This window comes from Capnocytophaga sp. oral taxon 863 str. F0517 (assembly GCF_000466425.1).
Classification (GTDB): domain Bacteria; phylum Bacteroidota; class Bacteroidia; order Flavobacteriales; family Flavobacteriaceae; genus Capnocytophaga.
Genome location: NZ_KE992138.1, coordinates 7,868 through 11,240 on the forward strand (window position 1 = coordinate 7,868; position 3,373 = coordinate 11,240).

Here is a 3,373-nt window from a genome sequence, read left to right on the forward strand (position 1 = left end):
TTCCCCCCTTGAGGGGGGCTAGGGGGATGTAAATAGAAAATATTAATAATGAGTTCTTTACAACTTATTTAAATATTTATGCTTCTATTTTTTAACTATTGATTTGCATGAATGGTTAATGACCAGTGACTAATACCACAATAGGATTAGTCACTAGTCACTAGTCACTGGTCACTATTTCTCTATTCCAACGAGTTCTATATCGAAGAAAAGATCCGTATCGGGGGGGATGAAGCCTGGAAAACCTTGCTTGCCATATCCCAAAGCAGAAGGAATGAACACCTGTAGTCTGTCCCCTACTTTCATAGTGAGAAGTGCTTCCTTAAAGCCAGCGATAAGGCCGGCTTGTTGGCTATATTCAGCTACAAGAGGTACATAACCATATACAGGATCGGCCGCTTTATTCTTATCATAGGCGTTGTTCTCTTTGGCTATTTCAGCGACATTTGTATCGAACAGCTCTCCATCGGCGCGGAAGAAGCCTGCATAATTGATCAGTACATTCTGTCCGTCCTGTGGTTTTTCGCCTTGGCCTTCTTTGAGTTTTAGAATCTTAATACCGGAGGGTTGTGCTACGGCCTTGGCTTCTTGCTCAGCCAAAAAGGCAAGTTTCTTTTGTTTTTGAGATTTCTCTTCTTCTGCCTTAGCGGCTTGTGCTTTTACAAAGGCATCGAATACCTTGGGGGCATCCCATTTTTGGGCATCTTTGCCTACTCGGATGATCTCTATTTTTTTGATAATCACTGGCTCCTCGGGGCGATCCATAGGGTCTGTTTTCACAGAAGTAATTTTACTGATCACATCCTCCCCTTGAACCACTTGTCCGAAGATAGTATGGCGGAAGTTGAGCCAATCGGTAGCTTTCTCAGTGATGAAGAATTGACTACCATTGGTAGCAGGGCCGGAGTTAGCCATTGCCAATTGTCCCTTTTTAGTAAAGGTAAGGGTATCGACAAACTCGTCGGCAAACTTATAGCCTGGGTCTCCTGTCCCTGTAGCTGTACGATCCCCCGCCTGGAGCATGAAGTCCTTAATCACGCGGTGAGACTTAGTGTTGTCATAATAATGTTTCCCTTTGAGAGAATCCGCTACATAAGTATTGGTACCTTCGGCCAAGGAAACAAAGTTGGCCACTGTTCCTGGAGTTGCCTTGTAGTATAGCTCTGCCAGCATGTCTCCATGATTGGTTTGGATATCTGCATACAAGCCCTCTTTTAAGTTTGGATACTTAGCCGACTTGCAAGCTACCAATAACAAGGGCAATACGAATGCCCATAATTTAACTTTTTTCATGAAATTATATTTAATGAATGAAATTACATTTTAATTAGTCCCCTCTGAGGGCTCTTGGGAAGTCTCCGAGGCTTCCAGCTTCTCTGAAGGTGTGATCTTAAGGATATGCACCTCTGCCCGTATAGGCTTATTGATCCCTATTTTTTCATTATCCCCATGGTAGCCAAAGGCAATTTCTGAAGGAAAAAAGAAAACGGCCTGCTCATAGACCTTCAAGAGCTTAATGGCTTGCCTAAGTCCTTGGAAAAGTTCCTGCTTATCCACATAATAGGTAATGACCTTGGTATCCTCCTTCGAATAAATTTCTTTTCCATAAATATCTGAAAGGCTATAGGTGAACTCCACTCGATCTCCAAATTTAGGCAGCAGATCAGCACTTGCATTTTCTGATATATAATAGTACTTAAAACCATCCTTCGAACTCAGATAAGAATGCAGTGTATCGCAGGCAATGATAGAATCCATCACGGCTTCCTGATCCTCGAGTAGTTCTCGGTTTTTCTTAGCCGATTCCTTAAGGAAAGTATCGGTTTTGACCATGACCGGCCGGCGTGCTTCTCTTTTAGCACAGGCCACTGCCAGCCCCAGCATGAATAAAATAATTATAGCTCTCTTCATATCTGTTTAGAATAAGCATCCGTACGAGAAAGGAATTGTGGCAATACTTCTAAGAAATATTGGATGGTATCCTCCAAGGAGGTATGGGAGCTACCTCCCGCCGCATTGATATGCCCTCCCCCATTGAAATAGGTGTGCGCCAAAAGATTCACATCCAGGTTTGTTTTGGAACGGAAAGAAATCTTTATCAATTTGTCTTCCTCGTTTTCAATAAATATAGCGGCCAATTCGGCTTCTTTGATACGCAATCCATAATTGACAAAGCCCTCGGTATCCCCTTTTCGGAAATTAAACTGCTTGAGGGTCTTACTACTGATGTACATATAGGCAGTACGATATTGGCTTAAGTAAGTAAGCTCATTGAGTACATGCCCCAGCAGTAGCAAGCGATCTTTGGTATAGCTATCCAATACCTCGGTAGCAATTCGGGTACAGTCTGCTCCTTTTTCTAAGAGTACCGCTACCACACGGTGTGTCTCTGGCGAAGTCAAAGAAAAGCGAAAGCCTCCCGTATCGGTCATGATCCCTGTGTATAGGCAAGTAGCAATCTGCTCATCGATAGCCTCTACCCCTGTCAAGGCAACTATTGTCCTATAAATCAGCTCACAAGTGGAGCTTGCCTTATCGTCGGAATAAGTAATCCGAGCATAAGTATCCGGCTGTTGATGGTGATCTATCATCACAAAATCGGCCTGAGACTGTTCCAAAAAAGGCGTTAATGGTTTTGCTCTCAACAGGTTGTTAAAATCCAAGGTAAAGATAAGAGTCGAGCTGGCTATTCGCTGTGCCGCCTGCTGCTCTTGATAAGGATAGATAAGTATCTGCTCAGCTCCAGGCATCCATTTGAGGAAGTCAGGGAAATCGGTAGGGGCTATCAGCTGTACATCATGTCCTTGATTTTTAAGGAAATGGTACAGCCCCAAAGTACTCCCTATCGCATCGCCATCAGGAGAGGTATGCGGTATAATAGAAATCACAGGATGCTTATCCAAAAGTGCCTGTAGGCTTTTAGTATTTTCTGTATTCATTGGGCAAAGATACAAAATCTTTTTTAATTGTCAATTGTTAATTGTCAATTGTTAAGGGATAGGCTGATACTCATTGCTTATCCATTTTCAGTTTCCTCTTCTGCTTGCTTGATTTGCTTAAGATTGTCTATGATTTGCTCAAGTCCATTGATCTTTATCTCAAAGACTGTAGCCAGTAGCATACCGAGCTTTCCCTTGGGAAAGCCTTGAGTACTGAACCATTCTAAGTAATAGACTGGCAAATCGGCTATCATAGTGCCCTTATACTTCCCATAAGGCATAGGAGTGGTGATTATCTCTTTGAGGAGTTCGTTGTTCATAGGGGTTAGTAGTTAGTGGTTAGTGATTAGTAGTTAGAATCAATAGAAAAAAACCGAACTATTTTTCAATAGCTCGGTTTTTTAAGAAGGCGGCGACATACTCTCCCACAAAAT

4 protein-coding genes are annotated in these 3,373 nt (G+C 42.6%); all 4 read right to left on the reverse strand.

All coding sequences use genetic code 11. The annotated features are described in order from the left end of the window. Nucleotides 1-174 precede the first annotated feature (174 nt). On the reverse strand, nt 175-1,293 hold the full coding sequence (locus HMPREF1551_RS06090) for a peptidylprolyl isomerase (protein WP_021628194.1): 1,119 nt from the start codon (nt 1,291-1,293) through the stop codon (nt 175-177). A 30-nt stretch (nt 1,294-1,323) separates the two neighbouring features. Next, nucleotides 1,324-1,911 carry a gliding motility-associated peptidyl-prolyl isomerase GldI gene (gldI, locus tag HMPREF1551_RS06095; protein ID WP_021628195.1) on the reverse strand — a complete coding sequence of 196 codons (588 nt, stop codon included), beginning with the start codon at nt 1,909-1,911 and terminating at the stop codon, nt 1,324-1,326. Beyond that, complete coding sequence (locus HMPREF1551_RS06100; protein WP_021628196.1) at nt 1,908-2,939, reverse strand: DHH family phosphoesterase; 1,032 nt, start codon at nt 2,937-2,939, stop codon at nt 1,908-1,910. Before HMPREF1551_RS06100 ends, gldI begins: the two co-directional genes overlap by 4 nt. Before the next feature lie 77 nt (nt 2,940-3,016). Continuing rightward, a complete protein-coding gene (locus HMPREF1551_RS06105) occupies nt 3,017-3,259 on the reverse strand; it encodes a DUF3820 family protein (protein WP_021628197.1) in 243 nt (80 codons plus the stop codon). Nucleotides 3,260-3,373: the final 114 nt, after the last annotated feature.